Source organism: Streptomyces sp. RPA4-2 (assembly GCF_012273515.2).
Lineage (GTDB): Bacteria > Actinomycetota > Actinomycetes > Streptomycetales > Streptomycetaceae > Streptomyces > Streptomyces kaempferi.
The window spans coordinates 8,070,594-8,085,722 of record NZ_CP050975.2; the positions used below are offsets into that span (position 1 = coordinate 8,070,594).

The following is a 15,129-nucleotide window of genomic DNA, read 5'->3' on the forward strand; positions in this document are numbered from 1 at the left end:
GGAGACGAGTCCGACCTTTCCTGGGAGACATGGCGTGGGTATCTCACGAAGAAGGCTACTGACGACGACCGGAGCGGGCGTGGTGGCGGCGGCCATCGACGCGGGCGGTCTCCGCGCCGCCGCCGAAGCCGCGACACGGACGGGCGCCGGCCGGAACGCCGCCGCGGCGGCAGCCTCCACATCGGACGTGCCGGCGGCCACCACGTGGGACCGGACGGTGCAGCGGGCGAGCTACGCCCAGGGCGCGGGCTACCAGCGGCTCGTTGCCGGTCCGGGGGAGCCGCACACCATACGTACCGACCTCTGGTCCCGCTTCGGCCCTCCGACGATGGCGCTGGCGGCATTCGCGCAGATGACCGACCTGCACATCGTGGACGACCAGTCACCGGCCCGCCTCGAGTTCATGGACCGCTACGCCGACCCCGGCGCCCCCCACTACGCCTCGTACCCCACCGATTCCGCCTACCGGGGCCACGAGTTCCTGTCGACGCAGGTCGTCGACGCGATGTGCCAGGCCATCGCCGGTATCGGCAAGGGCCCGCGAAGCAAGAGGCCGCTGCAGTTCACCGTCGTCACCGGCGACGCGATCGACAACTGCCAGCACAACGAGAACCGTTGGTACATCGACCTGCTCGACGGCGGCCAGACCATCGTCCCGGACTCCGGCCGCATCGGCCTGGACCAGAGCTTCGCCAGTGGCGCCCTGACCGGCGGCGGCACCGGGGACAACCACTACTACTACCCGTCGGTGCCCCCGCAGCAGGTGCCGGGCAACCAGTACACCGGCACGTCAGGGCTCGGATTCCCCTATGTCCCGGGCCTGCTGGACGCGAGCGGCGCGGTGGGCGCGGCCCGCAGGCCGTTCGTCTCCCACGGCCTGGGCATGCCCTGGTACGCGGCGTACGGCAACCACGACGGCCTGTGGCAGGGCAACGAGCCCATCGACAACAACCTCGTCGACGTCCAGGGCATGACGGTCGGCTCGTCCAAGACCACCGGCACCTCCGCCGACCTGCCGGACGACTACAGCGACCTCGGCACCTTCGGCAAGCTGATGGTCGCCTGGGACCTGGAAGGAACCAGAGTCGTCGCCGACCCCAACCGGCGGCTGCTCACCCGCAAGGCGTTCATCCAGGACCATTTCAACACCGCGGGCCTGCCGGTCGGTCACGGATTCCAGGGCGTCGGCATAGACAAGGCCTACTACGCGATCCCGTCCGGCTCCGGCGACCTGCTCGACTCCACGAACACCAACACCGACGGTTTCGGCTCCGGCGCCGCCGGCGGGTCCATCGACACCGACCAGCTCAACTGGCTGGAACAGCAGCTCAGGGCCAACAGCTCTCGCTACATCGACACCGACAACCGCATCGTCACGCAGAGCGGTGTGCAGGACAGGATGTACGTCCTCTTCTGCCACCACACGCTCAACACCATGGACAACCTCGACGACGGCATCTTCGGCGGCATCTTCGGTGACCGGCACACCGGCGACGAACTCAAGGCACTGCTGCTGCGCTACCCGAACGTGATCGCCATGGTCAACGGGCACACCCACGCGAACAAGATCGTCCCCCATCCGACGCCGGCCGCCAGCCCGATCGCCGGTGGCTTCTGGGAGATCTCCACGGCCTCGCACATCGACTGGCCGATCCAGAGCCGCATCATCGAGATCATGGCGAGCCCCGACGCACAGAACGCGGGCGAGTTCGGCTCCTCCGCCGGACCCGCCACGATCTCGATCTTCACCACCATGGTCGACCCCGCCGCGCCGCTCTCCTTCGGGGGCGACACCAGCACGCCCGCACAACTGGCCTCCCTGGCACGGGAGCTGGCCACCAACGACCCGCAGGAGGTGAACCACGGCATCACCAACCGCATGGGCGTCAGCCAGGACCGCAACACGCAACTGCTTCTGCCGGCCCCCTTCCCGCTGCACGCTCCGCACCCGCTCGGCTCCCCGATCGCCGCCGCCCGCAACAAGGACGGGCGCCTGGAGCTGTTCGGCACGGACGCGCAGGGCAATCTGTGGAACACCGGCCAGCAGAGCACGGGCGGCGCCCTGCGGTCCTGGACGAAGCTCGCCGGTGGACCGGGGTGGCAGTCCGTCACCGCCGGCAGCCACCAGGACGGCCGGGTCGAGGTGTTCGCCATCGACCAGAACGGCTACGTGACCCGTCGCGCGCAGACCAGCGCGGGCGGCAGCACCTACACGTCGCCCCAGCAGTTCGACTCAGCCTTCACCTCGGCGACCGCGGTCCAGGACCAGTGGGGCGGCCTGCAGGTCTACGCGACACGCGGCGACAACACCATCCGCCACCGCTGGCAGGACTTCCTGAACGACGACACCGCCTCGAACGGCTGGTTCACCCCGTGGACCCAGCTCGGCGGCACCGCGATCCAACTCGCCGTCGAGACCGGCTCCGACGGGCGCGCCGTGCTGGTCGCCATCAAGGAGGACGGCCTTCTCATCCAGCGCAGGATGAACGTCGCCAACGCGCAGACGGAGAGCGAGTGGGGCGGTGTGCTGCCGCTCGACGGCATCCTCGACTCCGTCGACATGGCCCGCAACCTCGACGGACGCCTGGCCATCTTCGGCACCAACCCCGACGGGATGCTCTGGCGCCGCTTCGAGACCGCCCCCGCCGCCGGCACGTGGCAGTCCTGGGCCCAGGTGCCGACCCAGTTCGGCACCACCACGCTGCGGATGCGCCACGTCTGCGCCGAGCGGAACGGGGCCGGCACGATCGAACTGTTCGCCGTCGACGACACGGGCACGCTGTACCACTGCACGCAGACCGGCCCCGGCAGCACCACTTGGTCGGCCTGGGAGTCCTGCGAGTTCTCACTGCGCGCCACGCACACCTCCGCCGGTCTGTGACCGGTCCGGCGACTCCCGAACCGTCCCGCTCTCCCGCCTGAACGCGGGTGCCCGCTCCCGCCGTTCGGCGGTGGGGGCAGGCGCCCGCGGGCACCCGTGCGGGCTTTTGGCCGTGGAGACAGGACGGGCGAAGACCGGCCTCGCGGCATGTCATACCCCCACACCGAAGGAATCGACATGGCAATCTCCCGTCGCAGGATCCTGACCGCTGCCGGAGTGGCCGTGGTGGCCGCGGCCATCGACGTCGGCGGTCTGCGCGCCGCCGCCGTGGCCGCCTCGCCGCCTCCCGGCACCGGGGCGGCATTCGGGCTCACCACGTTGGACCGGACCGTACGGGTCGGTCCCGACCTGGGGACGGGATACCACGGTGTGGCCGCCGGTCCCGGCGAACCGCACATCGTCCGCGACGACCTCGCGCCCGCGGTCACGCCGCAGGTCACCCGGTCGCTGATCGCCTTCGCCCAGATGTCCGACCTGCACATCGTCGACGACCAGTCGCCGCTGCGTGTCGAGTGCCTGGACCGGCTCGCGGACTACGGGCCCCCGCACTACAACTCGTACCCGACCGAATCGGCGTACCGCGCGCACGAGTTCCTTTCGACACAGACGACCGACGCGATGTGCCGAGCCGTCCGGCAGGTCCTCCGCGGCCCGCGGACGAGCGCCCCGCTGGCCTTCACCGTCGTCACGGGCGACGCGGTCGACAACTGCCAGTACAACGAGTCTCGGTGGTACATCGACCTGCTCGACGGCAACCCGGTGCGACCGGACTCCGGTGACCTCACCAAGGACGAGAGCGTGGCCGGCGGCCAGTTCGGGACGGAGACCCACTACTGGCATCCGGAAGCACGGCAGACCCCTCCCGACAACAACGCCCTCCACGGCTTTCCGGTCGTGAACGGTCTGCTGGCGGCCGCCCGCAGACCGTTCACGGCGACCGGACTGGGCATGCCCTGGTACGCCGCCTACGGCAACCACGACGCGCTCGTCCAGGGCAACGTCCCGATCGACATCCTCCCCTTCGACCCGCTCAAGGCCGTCGCCACCGGCTCCACCAAACTGACGGAGGTCGAGGGAGTCCCGGACGTCTTCGACAACACCGCGACGTACTACCTGGACCTGCTGAAGGACGTACTGACGGGCGAGTTCACCCTGGGGACCGCCCATGTGACGGCGGACCCGGCCCGGCGGCTGCTCGCGCGGGGCGACTTCATCGCCGAGCACTTCAACACCACGGGTACCCCTCGCGGACACGGCTTCACCTCCGGCGGCGACAAGGGCTACTACGCGATTCCCCCGGGTCCGGACGACGTTTTCCAGTTCCTGGTGCTGGACACGACCAACACCAGCGGCGGTGCCGACGGCGCCCTCGACAAGGACCAGTGGACCTGGCTGAACGCCCAGCTCAAGGCCAACAGCTCACGCTACGAACTCGACGACTCGGACGGGTCCCGGGCCCGGACGGTGGTCGAGCAGTCCGGCGTGACCGACAGGCTCATGGTCATCTGCTGCCATCACACCCTCGACTCCATGGACAACACGGACAGTGGGTCCCCGTACGGCGGCGCGGAACTCCGCGACCTGCTGCTGCGCTTCCCGAACGTGATCCTGATGGTCGACGGTCACACTCACACCAACAACATCTCGGCCCACAAGGCCTCCTGGCCGTCCGCCATCGGCAACGGCTTCTGGGAGGTGAACACGGCCTCGCACATCGACTGGCCCATCCAGAGCCGGATCCTCGAGATCGCCGAAGGCGGGGGCATCCTGTCCGTCTTCACCACCATGGTCGACTCCGACGCACCGCTGTCGTGCGGCGGGGACATCAGCACCCCCGCGGCACTGGCCTCGCTGGGACGCGAGCTGGCGGCCAACGACCTCCAGGCGGTGGCGGCCGGTATCGACAGGCGCCGTGGCACAGCCGACGCCCGCAACACACAGCTTCTCCTCCCCATGCCGTTCTCCCTGCCCGCCGGACGCGGTACGCCGCTGCCGAGCGCCGGCTGGCCGGTGGTTCAGCAGGGGGCGAGCGGTGAGCGGATCAGGACCGCGCAGTACCTGCTCAACGCCCGGGGAAGCGCGTTGAGCGTGGACGGGTCCTTCGGCTCGTCCACCGGCAGCGCGGTGCGGTCCTTCCAGACGAGCCGCGGTCTGTCCGCCGACGGGATCGTCGGACCCGCGACCTGGCGGGCCCTCGCCATCACGGTGCAGCAGGGCGGCGACGGGCCCGCCGTCACCGCGTTGCAGCGTCAACTCAACGTCCACGGAGCGGCGTTGAGCGTGGACGGGTCCTTCGGCTCGTCCACCGGCAGCGCGGTGCGGACCTTCCAGTCCGCGCACGGCCTGCCGGCCGACGGGGTCGTCGCGTCCACGACCTGGCAGACGCTGACCGCCCCGTGACGCGGACCGTCCGCGGGACCGCGGACCGGCCGATGTCCGCCCGCTGCCGCCGCGACGCGCGAACGCCGCACCGCGCGGGCGGTTGACCGGGGGTGGTGCGGTGCCGCCGCCGGCCCCAACGGGTGCTTCACCTGCGCCGGGGCCGGACGGCGTTCCGTCCCACGGGGGCGAGTCGACCCGTCCGTACGCGCACCGGAAGGCCCTGTCGGCGCGGTCGGGCACGCGTCAAGCGGGCCAGTACGAGCACCGCACCCCGGTGTGCACGGCGTGCCGCAGGTGTTCACCGATCACCGGGTCGGCCGCAGCGATCCGGTCCAGTGCCCGGCGGACGGCCTTGCTCACCGCGACCCGGGAGCGTTCCTCGCCCTCGGGGAAGCGGCGGGCGCGTCCGCCCAATCCCGTGGCTCCCGCCAACTGACGCACCAGCCAGTCGTGTTCGGCCTGAGCCACGGCGGCCCGTTGATGGTCGTCCGCCGCCTCGAACTCGTCCAGTTCGACGCGCAGCCGGGCCAGACGGCTGCGGTACTCCTGCGTCGCCACCCGGTCCAGTGTCCGCTGCCCGGACAGGGCCGTGTGTTCGGCGGCCCCGTTGAGCGCGGTCAGCCCCGCCACGAGGTCGACGGCCCGGATCTCCTGGCGCGGGTTGGCGATCAGCACCACCAGATGGAGCATCCCCACGCTGTGGTCCACCAGGACGCTGCGGCCGCCGAACCCGATCCGCCACTTACGGCCCAGCCGGGTGCAGAACGCCGCGGGCTGTCCCTGCCCGTCGTCGGTCTGCCCGTCGTCGCTCTGCGCGTCCTCGCTCTGCTCATCCGCGCCGCCAGGTCCTTCGGTCTCCGGAGGCGGCGCCGCGGCCTCCTCGGCGGCCGCGGCCATCTCCTGCCGGACGGCGTCGGCCTCGGCCTGCCGCCCGGCCCGTACGAGCGCCACCGCGAGCCGCTCCCAGGAGGCGGTGACCGCGGGCCAGTGCGCGAGGGCGAGGTTCTGCCGTACCGACTCCCGCAGATGGGTCACGGCCCGGTCGACGTCTCCCATGGTCAGCGCGGCGACGCCCAGGGCGTGGTGGGCCGAACCGAAGCAGGCGACGGCGAGACTGCCCACGATGGGCAGATGACCGTACGGGCGCAGCAGTTCGTAGACCCGGGCGGCCGTGGCGGAGTCGTCGAGGAGATAGGCGGCCTCCGCGACACCGTGCATCGTCACCATCCAGCTGCTCGACCGCGGCAGGTCGCCGAGGTCGTGACCGCACAGGGTGGCCAGCGCGCTGACGGCCTTCCGCCGGTCCCCGGCCGTCACCGCGGCGACCGCCAGCGCGGCCAGGACATGATCGTCCACGGCGCTCAACGTGGGGGAGTTGACCACTTCGCTGAGCAGCGGCACGAGCTCGACCACCCGGCCCTGGTACCAGCGGATGGTCACCAGCTGCGCTGCCTGCCACACCGTGGCGTTGACGTCACCGGCGGCGATCCCGCGCTCGGTGCAGGCCCTGGCCAGGGCCTCGGCCTCGTCGAGGCGGCCCGCGCGGACGGCGAGCATGACCTCCATCGCGCTCACGACGAAGCCCACGGCGAGATGGTCCTGCTCGGCCAGCAGGCCGCGCAGCTCCGACAGACAGCGTTCCGCGTGCGGGTCGCCGGCCAGGAACATGTCGACCGTCTGCCACAGCAGGCCCATCAGCAGATCGCTGCGGCGGGAGGTACGGAAGCTCTCCGCGACCAGCTCGGCGGCCAGTTGACGGCGCAGTGCGCCGTGCTCCGGGCCGACCAGGCAGTGATGTGCCAGGCTCAAGGCCTCCGCACGCGCCATCGGGTTGCGCCGTGCCCGCGCCTGCTGGAGCAGCGCCAGTACCGCCGTGTTGTCGCTGTTGCGGTAGTCGCCCTCCCCGGCCAGCCGGATCCGCAGCCGGAGCGCCAGCGAGGACTGAGGGTCCAGCAACTCCAGGGCCCGGCGTATCCGCGATTCCAGGAGTACCGAGCCGGCGACCGTGCGGTGCTCGTGCACCCACAGCCCGCCGAAGCCGAGGGCGGCCACCGCCATCGCCCGTTCCTCGCCCACCGACTCGGCGATCCGGAAGGCGCGTTCGAAGCGGTCCCGGCCGGTGCGCAGATCGCCGTCGTCGACAACGGCACGGGTGCCCTCGTCGAGCAGCGTCTGAAGTTCACCGGCCCGGCGTGCGTCCGGTCCGGTCGGACCGGACGTGTTCCGAACGGGCGCATCCACATTGTTCACGGCTGTCTTTCTCTCCTGGGTGCACTCGACAACGCCAGGTGAAGCCGGCCGGACCGCCGCGTCGGTCGTGATCGATGGCCTTGCCACAGGCGGGGGACGGCGAGTGAGCCTATCGCAGAGGCCGTAGCGGGGGAACAGCCGCAAGCCGCACGGGAGATGGACACGGTATGAGGAGCGGGGCGGCCGGGACCAGCGACGGACGAGGAGGGCGCGACCCGGTTCGCACGCCGCGGCTCCGTCGGCAGAGCCGCGCCGACGCGTGCCCGTAGTGGGTCCGTCGGCCGTCGGTCGCACGGTGAGACCAGTGAGACCGGCGAGACCGGTCAGGCGGGTCCGGCGTCCGCGAGCGCGGTGCCCAGCGGCGTGCGCTCGTAGAGCACTTGATGGCCGTAGCGGCGCGAGGTGAGCAGACCCGCCTCACGGAGCACCGACAGGTGGGCCGAGACGGACGACAGGGCGAGCCCGTGCCGGTGGGCGAGCGAGCTGGTCGTCGCCGGCTCGCCGAGACCGCCGAGGATGGCGGCCCGGTTGGCGCCCAGAAGTCGCACGAGGGCGTCGGAACCGGGCGGCGGGGCCTGCCACAGGCCGCCTATGCCGCGCGCCGGATAGACGATGGTGCCCTGCCAGGGCGGGTCGAATCCCGCCGCCACGTCCGGCCACACGAAGACGCTGGGCGCGAGGACCAGGCCGTCGCCGCCGAGGTCCCGGTCGTGCTCCGTCCGCCTGTGCAGCGTCAGCGTGCCGTTCGCCCAGCTCAGCGAGGGATGGAGATCGGCGAAGAGCCCGGTCAGCCCGTCGTCCGCGAGCCGGCGCGCCCGGAAGGCGATGTCGGCCTCCAGCACGGCGCGCAGCCGGGGCCAGTACGGGGCGACCAGAGCGTGCCAGACCCGTTCGCAGAGATCCGCCAACTCCCGTACGGCGCGGGCCGGATCGGCGAGCATGGCACGGCCCTGCGGGGTGTCCGCCGCGCCCGGGGTGTCGGCGAGGGAGCGTGCCAGGTCGTCGCGGGCGGTGTCGGGGTCGGTGGCACGTACGCGGGCCAGATCCTCCTCGATGGAGGTCAGCGGCCCGTCCGGTGGCGGGCAGAGGAAGTCCGGGGTGTGACCGGGGTACGGCATCAACAGCCACAGCGGTGTGAGGTCGAGTGCACGCGCCGCCGCCTCCGTCTGCCGCAGCCAGGGCAGGTGGTAGCCCTGCAGCCGTACCTGCTTGAGGGCGCGGACCGCGCCCTGCGTCTCCCAGAGCGGGGATATCCCGAACCGGCAGCGCAGCAGGTCGTCCGGCCCGAAGCGCATGTGGACGGGCACCGATGGACCTCCTCTGGGGTGGGACTTTCGTCCCCAGCCGAAACACTACGGGCCGCGGCCCCGGGCCGCCAGGCTGCGGTCCATGACGCTGAAAGCCGACGCCGACGCCGACGCCGCCCCTGACGCCGACCCGGCCCCCGCTGTCGCCGCCCCGTCCGGGGGCTACCGCGCGGTCTTCGCCGTCCGGGAGTTCCGGGCCGTCTTCGCGGCGCACGTACTGTCGTTGCAGGGCACCGTCGTGGCCCAGATCGCCCTGGCGGTGCTGGTGTTCCGGCTCACCGCCTCGCCGCTGCTGTCGGCACTCACCTTCGCGCTGGGCTTCGTGCCGTACGCGGTCAGCGGGACGCTGCTGGCCGGGATCGCGGACCGCTGTCCGCCGCGCCGGGTCCTGGTCGTCTGCGACCTGCTGTGCGCGGTGTGCGCTGCCGGGATGGTGCTGCCCGGCACACCGATCGCCGTCCTGCTCGTCCTGCGCGGCCTCATGGCGACGGTCGGCCCGGTCTTCACCGGGACGCGGGCGGCGAGCCTGGCCGACATCCTCCCCGGCGACGCCTTCGTGCTCGGGCGTTCCCTGATCCGGATCGTGGCGCAGGGGGCGCAGGTCGTCGGATTCGGGGTCGGTGGGCTGCTGTTGATCGTCGTGCCGCCGCGTGGCGCGCTGCTGCTCACCGTGGCCGCCTTCCTCGGCTCGGCGTTGCTGCTGCGCCTGGGCACCCGTCGGCGGCCCGCACGCGGTACCCGGGACCGCGCGGACGGTGGCGGCACGGGCCGGCTGCTGGCGGACCGCCGGGTGCGGTCGCTCCTGCTGCTCGGGTGGGTGCCGTCGTTCTTCTCCGTCGTGCCCGAGGCGCTGGCGGCGCCGTACGCGGATTCGGCCGGCGCCGGGACGACGGGGCTCGGCCTCTTCATGGCCGCGATGCCGGTCGGCATGATCCTCGGGGAGTCCCTGGCGGGCGGGTGTCTGAGCCCGACGGTCCGCGGCCGGATCGCCGGACCGCTGGTGGCCTGCACCCTGCTGCCCTACGCCGTCTTCCTGGCACGGCCCTCGCTGCCCTGGTCCCTCGCCGCGATGTTCGTGGCCGGCCTCACCGGCGCCTACACCCTGGGCGTGGACCAGTGGTTCGTCGACGCCGTGCCGGAGGAGATGCGCGGGCGGGCGATGACCGTGCAGTCGGCGGGGTTGATGACGATCCAGGGCGCGGGGATGGCGGCGGCCGGCGCCGCCGCGGAGTTCGTGCCCGTCCATCTGGTGAGCGGCTGGTCCTGCGCGATCGGCACCCTGTGCGTCCTCGCGGTGCTGCGGACCGTACGGGGGGAGGCGCAGCCGCGCGGATGATCAGCCCTGAGGGTCGGGGCACGACGCGGCCGACTGCGTCATCGCCCATCCGTCCCCGAGCACCTGGACGCTGCTGTCCGCGAGGGAGCGTCGCGCCGGGGCGGGAGGAATCGAGGCGGCGCTGTCCGGACTCGCGCCCGTGGGCAGGGCGAAGATCGGCAGAGTGACCCGAGCCATCGTGCACGCCAACTGCCGCATGGCGAGGTGGCTGAGGGGCGGGACGTTCTTCGGGAGCTGGACGGAGAAGACCTTGCCGTCGTCGACCGATACATCCGGTGTGTCCGTCAGACGCGGCAGTTCCGTGGTGGCCGTCTCGGCCTCGCTCCCGGTCGGTCCGTCGAACAGCAGACGTACGACGGCTCCGAGGTTCCCGGGGTCGTAGACCTTGCGGGGATAGGACACCAGATCACCGTCGCGCAGGAAATAGAGGGGGATCGCGACGGGCGCCCGTGGCGTCGCGCTGGGAGAGGTCATGCCGCTCGCCGGTACGCCGGCCTGGATGACGTCGGACGGCGGGACTCCGCACGCCGCGAGCGTGAGCGCGGCCGTGAGACCGACCAGCAGCCCGCCCGCGCGCGAGCCCTTCACCGGGCACCCTCGGTGGTCTCGTCGGTGTCCGGGGACTCACGGCGCAGGGGGAGTTCGACCGTGAACACCGATCCGCCCTCCGGCCGGTTCGCCGCACTCACGCGCCCTCCGTGCAGGTACACGTTCTCCGCCGTGATGGCCAGGCCAAGACCGCTGCTCTCACTCCTGGTGCGCGCGGTGCTCGCCTTGTAGAAGCGTTCGAAGATGTGCGGCATGGCTTCCTCGGCGATCCCCGGTCCGCTGTCGGTCACCTCGATCACGGCCCAGGACACGTCCGCCCGCTCCTCCCTCACCGTCATGGTCAACCGCACAGGCGGCGCCCCGTGCCGCAGCGCGTTGCCGACCAGGTTGGCCATCACCACGTCGAGCCGGCGCGGATCCACGCGCGTCCTGAGTGTGCCGGGCCGGGGCAGACGGGTCTCCACCCGGCCCTGCCACCCCCGAGCGACGAGGGTGCGCCGGACGGACTCGGCCAGGTCGACCTCGTCCAGGTTGAGCCGAACGGCACCCGCGTCGAAGCGGGAGATCTCCATCAGGTCTTCCACCAGCACGCTCAGCCGACTGGTTCCCTCGCTGACGAGCCGCAGCGCGTCGCCGGTCTCCTGGTCCAGGTGCGGCGCGTTCTCGTCCAGTACGTCGGTGACCGCCGACATCGCCGCCAGCGGCGTCCGCAGTTCGTGGGAGACGTCCGCGGCGAAACGGCGAGCCCGGGCCTCCAGGCGGCGCAACTCCGCGACCGACCGCTCCAGTGCGGCCGCCGTGTCGTTGAAGGACCGTGAGAGGTCGGCCAGTTCGTCGGATCCGTTGACGGCCAGCCGGATGTCGAGGTGCCCCTCCGCCATCCGACGCGTCGCCCGGCGCAACGCGCGCACGGGACGGAGCACACCGCCCGCGGCCAGCAGCGCCAGGACGACGGCGAGGCACAGTGCCACCAGCGTGGCGCGCTCGATGCCGCCGACCATCGCCTGGACGTAGGCCTGTTCGGTGTTCTGCGGCACCACCAGGTACATCGCGAACCCCGAGAGCCTGGGCTCCTTCTCCTCGCTGGTGTCGTACGTGACCGGCATTCCGACGACGAGATAGGGATGCCCGTCGGCGTTCACCCGCTGGAACACCGCGGCGCGGTGGGTTCCCACGGACCGGCGCAGTTCCGGGCTCAGCTTGTCGGAGATGTCACCCGGCGTGAAGGCGCGGAGGCTGCCGTAGGTGGCCATGACCTGCCAGCCTTGTGACTGGTTGGCGCGGAGCACCTGGTTCACCGCCGTCTCCAGGTCCGACCGGCGCGGCGGCAGCGGAGTGTAGACGGCCACGGCGTCGACGCTGGTCCGGAACTGCCGGATGACGGAGTCCTGGCTCTGCTGCAACACCCCGGTGCGCGCCTCCCGGAAGGCGAGGGCTCCGGTGCTCAGGGCACTGACCACGGCCACCAGGGCGAAGGCCACCACCAGGCGGGGGCGCAGGCCCCGCAGCGGAAGCGGGGTCTTCGCCAGGACCGCCCGGAGGAACCGCACCGGCCCGCGGCCCTCCCCGGCCGCGACGGCCTCGTGATTCCGTACCACCTCGCGATCCCCCACCACCTCGCGATTCCGTACGGCATCGCGTTTGCGTACGGTCTTTCGTGCCCGCGCGACTCTCGGGCCGCTCATGAGGAACCGAAGCGGTAGCCGAAGCCACGTACGGTCTGGATGTACCGGGGATCGCCGCCCAGCTCACCGAGTTTTCCGCGCAGTCGCTTCACGCAGGCGTCCACCAGTCGTATGTCGCCGTGGTAGCTGTGTTCCCAGACCGCTTCCAGCAGTTGCTGGCGGCTGAACACCTGGCCGGGCGAGGCCGACAGGGTCAGCAGCAGCCGAAGCTCGGAGGGAGCGAGCGCGACGCGTTCCCCCCGATGTGACACGAGGAGTCCGGCCCGGTCGATGACCAGCTCGCCGTGCGCCTCCGCCCGGGGGCGGACGGCGACGGACACCGACGCGTCCTGCCTGCGCAGTACGGCCCGTATGCGCGCGTCGAGGACCCGGGCCTGCACGGGCTTGACCACATAGTCGTCCGCGCCGGCCTCCAGCCCCACGACCACGTCGATGTCGTCGCCCTTGGCGGTCACCATGATGATCGGCACCTGGTCGCGGTCCCTGATCCGGCGGCACACGTCGAGGCCGGAGATGCCGGGCAGCATGAGGTCGAGAACGACGACGTCCGGACGGAAGGGCCGGAGTCGTTCCAGTCCCTCTTCACCCGTTGCGGCGGCGAAGACGTCGTGCCCCTGATGTCGCAGCGCCAGCTGAACGGCCTTACGGACATCTGGGTCGTCTTCGACAAGTAGGACTCGTGGCACTTCGACAGTATGCACGGGACGTGTTCGGTGACTGTTCGAGAGGAGGGCCGCTGCCGGGAGCTGTTACAGAAGGGTCACAACGGCTGGGGGTGCGCGGGCGGTCTCCGGTCCGGGTGTCGCCGGGCGGCCAACCCGCCAGGGGAAACCACTCGTTACTCTTTCGTTATGATCCGAACCAATGGTCATCATCTGGCATGACCAGTCTCGGCTGCCATGCATTCGGCACGAGAGCTGGCATCCGCACCACCCACCGACATCGACGGCGCCCCCCGGCGCGGTGGCCGGCCGTACCGGTCCTCCCACCGCCGGGGCCGTCCGCGCCGCCGGGGCCTGGGCCTCCTCCTCGGCACGCTGCTGGCCGCCGGCCTGCTCGGCTCCGCGACGTTCCTGCTCGGCAGCGGACGGAGCGACGCGTCCGGCGAAGCGTCGAGCGGTGCGCCGCGCCCACCGAGCACGGTGCGCGTCACGCCCACGCCCACCCCGACCCCGTCACTGAGCCCGTCCCCGAGCCCGACCTCCACGAAGATCGACGTCCCCTCGACGGGAACCGGCACGTTCGTCGCCGCGCACGCCACCGGCGCGAAGGTCGGCGACGGTGCGCGTCCGCTGCGCTACGCGGTGGAGGTCGAGACCGGGATCGACATCTCGCCGGCCCGAGCGGCGGACGAGATCGCCGACATCCTTGCCGCGCCCCGAGGCTGGACCCGCGACGACGCCCACTCGTTTCAGCTGGTGAGCGCGGAGGCGCCGCACGACCTCACGGTGAGGATCGCGACACCGGGAACGGCGGACGCCCTGTGCTGGGCGGGCATCCACCAGGACACCGGAGGCGAGTACAACTGCGAGACCCCGGGCGGGGTGGTGGTGAACCTCAGGCGCTGGGTCAGGGGGTCACCCACGTTCGACGGTCCGATCCACGACTACCGGGCCCTGATCGTCAACCACGAGATGGGGCACTTCCTCGGCTACACGCACATGACCTGCGCGGGCCCCGGTCAACTGGCTCCCGTCATGATGCAACAGATCAAGGGCCTGCACGGATGCGTCGCCAACGCCTGGCCCTACGACCGGAACGGTCACTTCGTCTCCGGGCCGCACGTGCTGTGAACGTCACCCGTGCTCTTCCCCTCGCGGCGAGACGACCGTGGAGTGCGCGCCCTGCTCCTGTCCGGTCGTGGCGGACCAGGTGGCGAGCAGCTTCAGGCCGTCCTCGGCGGGGGCCCCGGGCGGCGGGCTGTAGACGACGACGCTCAGACCGCTCTCGTCCGGCAGACTCATGGTCTCCTGATCGAGTTCCAGGTCACCGACGAGCGGATGGTTGAGACGCTTGGTGCTGTCGCGGAAGACATGCACGTCGTGGGAGGCCCACAGCACGCGGAAGGTGTCGCTGCGGGTGGACAGTTCACCGATCAGGTTCGTCAGCTCCCGGTCGTAGGGTTTCCTCCCCGCCTCGACGCGCAGCGCGCCCACGGCGAAGCGGGCCATGCGCTCCCAGTCGGTGTAGAACCGCCTGGCCGCGGGGCTGAGGAACGCGAACCGGGCGACGTTCCCTCCGCAGGCCGGGTCGGCGTACATCTCCGAGTACAGGGCCCGGCCGATCGGGTTGGCGGCCAGCGTGTCGAGGCGGTTGTTCATCACGTACGCCGGCAGCTCCGGCATGGCCTCGATGATCCGCGCCACGCTCGGCCGCACCGTGGGCCGGCCCGCCCGCTGCCGCCCGCGGGCCCCGGACGCCGGTCCGGCGGCGCGGGCGAGGTCGTACAGGTACATGCGCTCAGTGTCGTCGAGCCGCAGGGCATGGGCGAGTGCGTCCAGCACGCCCTCGGAGACCCCTCCGAGGCTGCCGCGCTCCAGGCGCGTGTAGTACTCGACGCTCACCCCGGCGAGCGCGGCGATCTCGCCCCTGCGCAGTCCGGGCACCCGCCGCTGACCGTACGTCGGCAGACCCGCCTGCTCGGGGGTGATCCTGTCGCGCCGGGAGCGGAGGAATGCGCTGACTGCGTCCCGGTTGTCCATGAGGACAGGGTAGGAGGGCCGCCCGACGGGTGGGGGT

General features: G+C 71.6%; 10 protein-coding genes. 4 read left to right on the top strand and 6 right to left on the bottom strand.

Translation table 11 applies throughout. From position 1 onward, the window contains the following. The first annotated feature begins 34 nt into the window (after nt 1-34). Nucleotides 35-2,881, top strand: a complete 2,847-nt coding sequence (locus HEP85_RS35240) for a TIGR03767 family metallophosphoesterase (protein ID WP_168531556.1) — start codon at nt 35-37, stop codon at nt 2,879-2,881. Nucleotides 2,882-3,058: 177 nt separating this feature from the next. Further along, nucleotides 3,059-5,281: a TIGR03767 family metallophosphoesterase gene (locus HEP85_RS35245; protein WP_369657983.1), complete on the top strand. Its 2,223-nt coding sequence runs from the start codon at nt 3,059-3,061 to the stop codon at nt 5,279-5,281. A 225-nt stretch (nt 5,282-5,506) separates the two neighbouring features. On the opposite strand, the gene HEP85_RS35250 is transcribed toward HEP85_RS35245, so the two are convergent. After that, entirely contained in the window at nt 5,507-7,513 is a 2,007-nt protein-coding gene (locus HEP85_RS35250) for a hypothetical protein (RefSeq protein ID WP_211118117.1), read from the bottom strand. A 323-nt stretch (nt 7,514-7,836) separates the two neighbouring features. After that, the gene (locus HEP85_RS35255; RefSeq protein ID WP_168531558.1) at nt 7,837-8,820 is read right to left on the bottom strand and encodes a DUF5937 family protein; all 984 of its coding nucleotides are present in this window, start codon (nt 8,818-8,820) and stop codon (nt 7,837-7,839) included. 82 nt (nt 8,821-8,902) lie between these two features. On the opposite strand from HEP85_RS35255, the gene HEP85_RS35260 reads away from it, so the two are divergent. Then, entirely contained in the window at nt 8,903-10,156 is a 1,254-nt protein-coding gene (locus HEP85_RS35260; RefSeq protein ID WP_168531559.1) for an MFS transporter, read from the top strand. Here HEP85_RS35260 and HEP85_RS35265 read toward each other — a convergent pair whose 3' ends face one another. Genes HEP85_RS35265 through HEP85_RS35275 form a run of 3 tightly spaced genes read right to left on the bottom strand, consistent with a single transcriptional unit; the run spans nt 10,157 to nt 13,076 of the window. Next, a complete protein-coding gene (locus HEP85_RS35265) occupies nt 10,157-10,744 on the bottom strand; it encodes a hypothetical protein (RefSeq protein WP_168531560.1) in 588 nt (195 codons plus the stop codon). Continuing rightward, nucleotides 10,741-12,390, bottom strand: a complete 1,650-nt coding sequence (locus tag HEP85_RS35270; RefSeq protein WP_168531561.1) for a HAMP domain-containing sensor histidine kinase — start codon at nt 12,388-12,390, stop codon at nt 10,741-10,743. Before HEP85_RS35270 ends, HEP85_RS35265 begins: the two co-directional genes overlap by 4 nt. Beyond that, nucleotides 12,387-13,076, bottom strand: coding sequence for a response regulator transcription factor (locus HEP85_RS35275; RefSeq protein WP_168531562.1), 690 nt, complete (start codon nt 13,074-13,076; stop codon nt 12,387-12,389). Before HEP85_RS35275 ends, HEP85_RS35270 begins: the two co-directional genes overlap by 4 nt. Before the next feature lie 213 nt (nt 13,077-13,289). Between HEP85_RS35275 and HEP85_RS35280 the strand changes: the two genes are divergently transcribed. Then, nucleotides 13,290-14,183 (top strand): DUF3152 domain-containing protein, encoded by an 894-nt coding sequence (locus HEP85_RS35280; protein WP_168531563.1) that lies wholly within the window; start codon nt 13,290-13,292, stop codon nt 14,181-14,183. A 3-nt stretch (nt 14,184-14,186) separates the two neighbouring features. Here the strand turns inward: HEP85_RS35280 and HEP85_RS35285 are convergent, their stop codons facing one another. Continuing rightward, nucleotides 14,187-15,092 carry a helix-turn-helix transcriptional regulator gene (locus HEP85_RS35285; RefSeq protein WP_168531564.1) on the bottom strand — a complete coding sequence of 302 codons (906 nt, stop codon included), beginning with the start codon at nt 15,090-15,092 and terminating at the stop codon, nt 14,187-14,189. Nucleotides 15,093-15,129: the final 37 nt, after the last annotated feature.